Raw genomic sequence first — 6,374 nt, forward strand, 5'->3', positions numbered from 1 at the left:
CAGCTAAAGTTATCGAACAAATTTGAAACAGTCAATCAGCATTTAGAACATGCACCCATTTTTGGCCATGAAGACGGTTTAAAGCAAGTCCTATCCAATCTCCTGCAAAATATCATTGATTATGATACTGGCGGGAACATTTCGATCTCTGCACTGCCTGATGGTAAGGTGTACAAAATCACTTTCTCCCACCAGGGGAAATATATTGACCCGGATATGAAAGAACTCATTTTCGAACGATTTTACAGGGTGGAAGAATCCCGCAGCACCAAGGCTGATGGTGCAGGACTCGGACTTGCCATCGCAAAAAGTATTATTGACGCCCATCAAGGGAACATCGGCGTTGATACAGATGGGCATAATCACACATTTTGGATAACGATTCCAATCCACCAAAAATCTTAATCAATCCTTAACAATGCGATTACATACTGGACGGTAAATGATGTTTTCGTACAAAAGGAGCGATTGTGATGGAATTTACGTATTATAATGAAAAACTAATTGGCCAGCTTGAATATGGATTCCTGCCAATATCTCCGAATACGGAGATGGGCTACAGGCCTATGGAGCTGTTCGTGTCCTCTTTAACTGGATGCAGCACCTCGGTGCTCGCAAATATTCTTATTAAGAAGAGAATAGACTATAAAAGAATTGACGTACAAGTGTCAGCAAGCAGGAATCCGGAAGAGGCAAACCGGATTGAACAGCTGATCTTCAATGTAAGTGTTCAGACAGATACTATTGACAAGGCTGATCAAGCTGAAAAGCTTGCCGGACTTGTCCTGAAAAATTGCGGCATGATCCAATCTGTAATACAAAGTATCGACATCGCTTATCAGATTGAGTTCACGCCAGACCAGCCAAAAAAAGGTGATGTTGCTTGAACTATATAACTTTCGGCAGATTCACGCTGCCTGCAGATTTGCTTGCAGCATTTGCTGCCATTTTTATCGGAGCCCTGATATACCGGGCCAGGGAGAAAAAGAGTATCGATGATTGGTATTGGAACAGCTTCTTCCTTTACATAGCGGTGTATAAACTCAGCTATCTACTTTTCAATTTTAAACTGTTCATTGATACTCCATTCTCCCTTCTCTACTTTAATGGCGGTACAGAAGGCCAGATTCTTGCCTATATCGGGATCGCACTCTATTTATATTGGCTTACAAGGAAAAAGGGCAGCACCATCAAGGAGTATCTGCCTGTGTACTTTATTTTCTTTTTACTGTATTGGACAGGGTTATTTGCGTTTTCACAGGACTTTCTCGCAGCTATGATACAGGTCGTCCTTTTATTAGGCTTCATTTTGTTTTACTTAAAAAACATTAAGCTTACTGCTGAGTATGCAATCTTGTTTTTGATGCTTGAAGCACTAATACTTAGCCTTTTTTCTGATATGCTCTCTGTGGAAAATCTATTGATTTTCGCACTCGGAATTTACTTAATTATCTTTCAGCGTTTTAATAAGGAGGAAATTCAGCATTGAATAAAAATCTTTTATCATTTGCGATTTTAGCACTGGCTGTTGTCATTCTTGTCGTGAATATCTGGAAACCGGGATCAACAGAAAGTGAAAAGAACACAACAGCACCAGCAGGCGATTCTGTAGAAACAACAGAGGATATTCCAGGCGCGAAGCTGTCTTCGTTGCGCGAAGGCGCTGAGGCACCTGATTTTGAGTTGAATACTCTTGATGGAAAAACAATCAAGCTATCTGATTATCGCGGCAAAAAAGTGATATTGAACTTCTGGGCAACATGGTGCCCACCATGTAAGGCCGAAATGCCGCATATGCAAAATTTCTACGAAGAATACAATGATCAAGGCATAGAAATACTCGCTGTCAACCTGACCAATATGGATAAAGGTGAGGATGAAGTCAAAAAATTCGTTGAGGAGTACGGTTTGACCTTTACGATTCCTATGGATGAAGAGGGATACACCGGAACGACCTACCAGGCATTCACCATCCCAACCAGCTATATACTTGATGAAAACGGCGTTATTCTAAAGAAAATTGTCGGCCCTATGGATGAGAAAATGATGAAGGACCTTACTGGTGTTAAGTAAAGAAGTCGCGGCATTGGCCGCGACTTTTTTTGTGTTTAATGGACAATTTAAGGCCGCTCAGAGTTTGAAATGTCCATTAAACACTCCTTCTAAGACATTTTGACTTTATTTCGCCTTCGAAATGTCTATTAAACCCTCTTTCTTGGACATTTTGGCGCTCCTCCGCCTTCGAAATGTCCATTAAACCTTCTTTCTTAGACATTTTGGCGCTCCCCGCCTTCGAAATGTCCATTAAACCTTCTTTCTTGGACATTTTGCGCTCCTCCGCCTTCGAAATGTTCATTAAACCCTCTTTCTTGGACATTTTGGCGCTCCTTCGCCTTCGAAATGTCCATTAAACCAATGGATTTCTAGGTGCTCAGGATTTTCTGTTCTTCAGCGGCTTTGAAAGTCCCTTTTTCTTTCAAAAACTGCTTAATAACATCAACTGCATGGACACCATGATAGGTTTTATCTGCTTCAGCACCTTTAAACAGCTGCTTGCCGGCCCCCGCAACCTTGTATTTCTTTTTCAGATCGATCTCCTGTCCGCCAACGAGCAGCTTTTGTATCCTGTTTCCTTCCGGATTGTATGGCTTGAAGGACATGAATAATCCAGAGGCCCTCAGTATATATCCACCTTTTTGCTTGAAAGGGTCTCTTGAGAACACCATCTCCAGATTCTTCTCGAGGGCATTCATCAGGCGCTCTCCGGTCATTTCGAGTGTAAACATTTCCGGGTTCGTAGGAATGATAGTATGCAGGTCATACTCGGTTATATCCCCTGCAGGAACTGGGGTACCATACCTCCACCCATGCGAGAATGCCAAATCGCTATTAGAGGCATGAAGATAGGCATCTGTGATCAATTGGTCCATCGGTGCTTCATTCAAGGTCATTCTGTGTAAAATCGAATCTGTCTTCCCGAAGATATTGCCCCTTTCCTTACTGTATGGCTCTAATATATCAGCAATGATTCCCGCCATTTCCTCATCCTCTGGGAAGCTTTCATCAATTGCCACTAGTTCGTATCGATAATCCTCCATCCTTCCGCCTTCAAGGGTAATATCCAGTTTTCCTAGGAATGATGCACTTGAACCAGCTTGGACGACAAGTGTATCATTGACGGTGATCGCCTCTTCTACCCTGTCATGGCTGTGCCCCGACAAAACTATATCAATGCCATCTACTAGGGTTGCCAGCTCTACATCAAGAGGGAGCCCCATATGGCTTAACAACACAATTAGGTCTACCTGATCCTTTAACTCTTCCACACAATCACGCGTTTCCTCCACACCTCTAGAAAACGCAAGGCCTTTTGAGAAGCTTTCAGGCATAGTCTCATCGACATATGGATAGGTCAGTCCAATTATACCGACCTTGACGCCTTCAAGCTCCTTGATGATAAAGGGCTTCATAAACGATTCATTTGTTTCTTGATTTCTTACGTTGCAGGCGACAGAGGGAAAAGGCAATGATTTTACCAGAGAAGACAATTGCTCTTTTCCGTAGGCGAAATCCCAGTTTCCAGGGACCCAGCCATCCAGCCCTATTTTTTCCAATGCTGGTAAAATTGCTTCGCCTTTAGACGCTACTAAAGGAAGTGTCCCATGAAACAGGTCTCCTCCATCCAGGAAGAGAAAATTTCCAGCATCAGATTTAAGATCTCTTATATACTTCGCAATCCTCGGCAATCCACCTGTTTTACGCAGTTCTGGTTTGTTGTCTTTCCAAAATAATTCATGATGGAGATCCAGGCTCCCATGTGTATCGTTTTGCTGGATAATTGTCAACTTAGTCATAGTATCCTCTCCTCCATTGTTAAAGCTGTTTCAATAAGCGTCCTGATTGGCATGAAGCTTATGGAAAAAGCCTTTTTCCTTATATACAAAAGGAGTACCTTACATAAGGCACTCCTTCATGATTATCTTACTGCACAACGGTTTGGTCCGATTTCCATTTCTCGCTGCTCTTCGATATCCGGGTTGATTTTACCCATATTCATCTGCCTGATTTCCTGGTAGGAGTTAGGCTGCGGCGGAAGATTCTCGGTCACTGTTTTCCTGAATGTATCTTCACTGTCGATTTGCAAACCGTGATTCTCGGCGTACAGGACACCAAGTTTTTCAGAAACGCTGCCGTCATCATTCATTTCATTGATTCCCATATAGTGAGCTGGCAGAACAAGTAGTTCATCCGCAAGTTCTTTATATCGTTTGTATAAAGTGTTCCTCAAGTCTCCTACCCAGTCCTGAGCCAATCCGGCTAGGTCAGGGCGTCCAATTGAGTCGATGAACAGAATGTCACCAGTCAATAAATATTGGTCATCAATGATGAAAGAAGTACTTCCGATTGTATGACCCGGAGAGTACACTGAACGGATTACGGTGTTTCCAACCTTGATTTCATCGCCATCCTGAAGAGGTTCATATTGGAATGTTACTTCTTCAGCATCTTTAGGCGGGAGGTAATATTTAGCTCCCACTTTTTCAGCTAGCTTTCTTCCACCCGAAATATGGTCAGCATGAAGGTGTGTATCAAGCAAGGCAACTAACTTGTAGTCCTTACCTGACATGAACTCTTCATATTGTTCAATCATCCGGTTTGTATCGATAATTGCAGCCTCGCCATTTGATTCAACGAGGTAGGAAAGGCATCCTTTCCCGATACGGACAAACTGGTAAAGAGAACCGCCCTCTTTTAGATCACCTATTTTCACAGGCTCTAAATGTTCACTCCAGGCTTTCATGCCGCCTTCAATAGAGTAGACATTGCTGTAGCCCGCCTCTTCAATTTGCTCGGCAACAAACTCGGACGATCCACCCTTTGCGCATACGACATAAATCTCCTGATCTTTAGGCAAAACATCCTTTACCGGATCAACACCTTCAAGCAGGTCAAAGTACGGCGTGTTATGGACTTTTACATTGCGGCCTTCAATTTTCCAATCATCGAAGTCGTCTGTATTTCTAGTATCAAGGATAAACAGGTCTTCATGGTTGATGACTTTTTGCGCTAATTCTTTTGCTGAGATTGTCTTTACCATTTAATTCCTCCTGTTATGCTTTGATTTTTAGAATGTCAATGTAATGTTAGCATCGCTTGCGAAGTGAAGGAATGAAGCAGCTCCGCCCACATCGATTCCTTCAACAAACTGGTCTTTTTCAAGAGACATTACATCCATTGTCATTTGGCAGGCAATCATTTTGACACCCATTTCCGCTGCCATTTCAACAAGCTGTTCTACTGGAGGAACGTTTTCTCTTGCGAAACCTTCCTGGAAATGTTCAGTTCCTGCAGGCATAGGAAGTTGCTTGTGCGCTTCCTTATGGATCAGGTTCAAACCTTCAAACGTAAAGAAGATTCCTACTTCTGCGTCTGTTGCTGCTGCCGCAGTTGCGATATTGAATACTTTGTATGCGTCGAACATTCCGCCGTTAGAGGCGATAATAGCTACTTTCATTTTTTTGGTTCCTCCCTATTTTTCAACTGAAGTTTCGGTAGGGCCTGTCCAGTCCTTCATTCCCGAAACGACATTAATTGTTTTTTTGAATCCTTTTTCAGACAACTTCTTTGCTGCCATGTCACTTCTTGAGCCGGAGCGGCAAATGATATATACATCCTCTTCAGGATCCAGTTCATTGAAACGCTGCTCTAACTCTCCAAGTGGAATCGATTTAGCATTCGGAATATGCCCAAAAGCGTATTCAGCTGATTCCCTGACATCAAGAATCGTTATTTTTTCATTCCCCTCAAGCTTTGCCAGCACATCTTCAAGTGAAGCTGTGTGGGGATGAGGTGAGTCATTGTTTAGTTCTTCTTCACTAGCCTTACGAAGATAGTGTTTAAGCACATCTCCTTCAGTTATTGTACCGAGGTATTGATTGCCTGTACTTTCAGCCCATGCTTTTAGGTCTGTCGTTGACCCTTTGTCAGTAGCCTGCACTTCGATGACCTGCCCTGGCTCCAATTCATTCATGGTTTTCTTTGTTTTGACAATCGGCATCGGGCAAGCAAGTCCCTTTGCGTCCAGTACTTTATCCGCAGAAATTGACATAGTAATCCCCCTTCCTAATCATTAGTATTTATGAATTCGCGGAATCCATACTGCAAAAATACTCACTAGTTTTTATACCCTCTACGGTAAAAACTATGCGTATATTGTAAAAAAGATAAAAAAAAACAGCAACCATTTTGCCTTGGCTGCTGTTTCATGCTTATTCTTTGCCAAAAAAGGTATTTGGATAAGGGGGATTGGCGTATCCGTTCCTGCTTAACCATGGAATGTAACTCACTGGGTTCACACTGATTGCATACTTGAA

At 42.6% G+C, this 6,374-nt stretch carries 9 protein-coding genes; 4 read left to right on the forward strand and 5 right to left on the reverse strand.

Annotated features, from left to right (window positions below; all coding sequences use genetic code 11):
* The 4 genes from ACH0QE_RS04300 to ACH0QE_RS04315 all read left to right on the forward strand — a co-directional run.
* On the forward strand, positions 1–405 hold a 405-nt coding region (locus tag ACH0QE_RS04300; protein WP_415799460.1), incomplete at its 5' end, for a sensor histidine kinase.
* Between the two features lie 68 nt (positions 406–473).
* Positions 474–887 carry an OsmC family protein gene (locus ACH0QE_RS04305; protein WP_415799461.1) on the forward strand — a complete coding sequence of 138 codons (414 nt, stop codon included), beginning with the start codon at positions 474–476 and terminating at the stop codon, positions 885–887.
* A complete protein-coding gene (locus tag ACH0QE_RS04310; protein ID WP_415799462.1) occupies positions 884–1,489 on the forward strand; it encodes a hypothetical protein in 606 nt (201 codons plus the stop codon). The genes ACH0QE_RS04305 and ACH0QE_RS04310 overlap by 4 nt, the downstream gene beginning before the upstream one ends.
* Positions 1,486–2,073, forward strand: coding sequence for a peroxiredoxin family protein (locus ACH0QE_RS04315; RefSeq protein ID WP_415799463.1), 588 nt, complete (start codon positions 1,486–1,488; stop codon positions 2,071–2,073). The genes ACH0QE_RS04310 and ACH0QE_RS04315 overlap by 4 nt, the downstream gene beginning before the upstream one ends.
* Positions 2,074–2,149: 76 nt before the next feature.
* Here the strand turns inward: ACH0QE_RS04315 and ACH0QE_RS04320 are convergent, their stop codons facing one another.
* From ACH0QE_RS04320 to ACH0QE_RS04340, 5 genes are all read right to left on the reverse strand, one after another.
* On the reverse strand, positions 2,150–2,377 hold the full coding sequence (locus ACH0QE_RS04320) for a hypothetical protein (RefSeq protein WP_415799464.1): 228 nt from the start codon (positions 2,375–2,377) through the stop codon (positions 2,150–2,152).
* Positions 2,378–2,423: 46 nt separating this feature from the next.
* Complete coding sequence (locus ACH0QE_RS04325; protein WP_415799465.1) at positions 2,424–3,854, reverse strand: bifunctional metallophosphatase/5'-nucleotidase; 1,431 nt, start codon at positions 3,852–3,854, stop codon at positions 2,424–2,426.
* Between the two features lie 122 nt (positions 3,855–3,976).
* On the reverse strand, positions 3,977–5,098 hold the full coding sequence (locus ACH0QE_RS04330) for an MBL fold metallo-hydrolase (RefSeq protein WP_415799466.1): 1,122 nt from the start codon (positions 5,096–5,098) through the stop codon (positions 3,977–3,979).
* Positions 5,099–5,125: 27 nt separating this feature from the next.
* On the reverse strand, positions 5,126–5,515 hold the full coding sequence (locus tag ACH0QE_RS04335) for a DsrE/DsrF/DrsH-like family protein (protein ID WP_214776434.1): 390 nt from the start codon (positions 5,513–5,515) through the stop codon (positions 5,126–5,128).
* Positions 5,516–5,530: 15 nt separating this feature from the next.
* Positions 5,531–6,109: a sulfurtransferase TusA family protein gene (locus tag ACH0QE_RS04340; RefSeq protein ID WP_415799467.1), complete on the reverse strand. Its 579-nt coding sequence runs from the start codon at positions 6,107–6,109 to the stop codon at positions 5,531–5,533.
* Positions 6,110–6,374 lie beyond the last annotated feature (265 nt).

The sequence above is a fragment of the Mesobacillus sp. genome, assembly GCF_047739415.1.
Taxonomy (GTDB): domain Bacteria; phylum Bacillota; class Bacilli; order Bacillales; family Cytobacillaceae; genus Mesobacillus.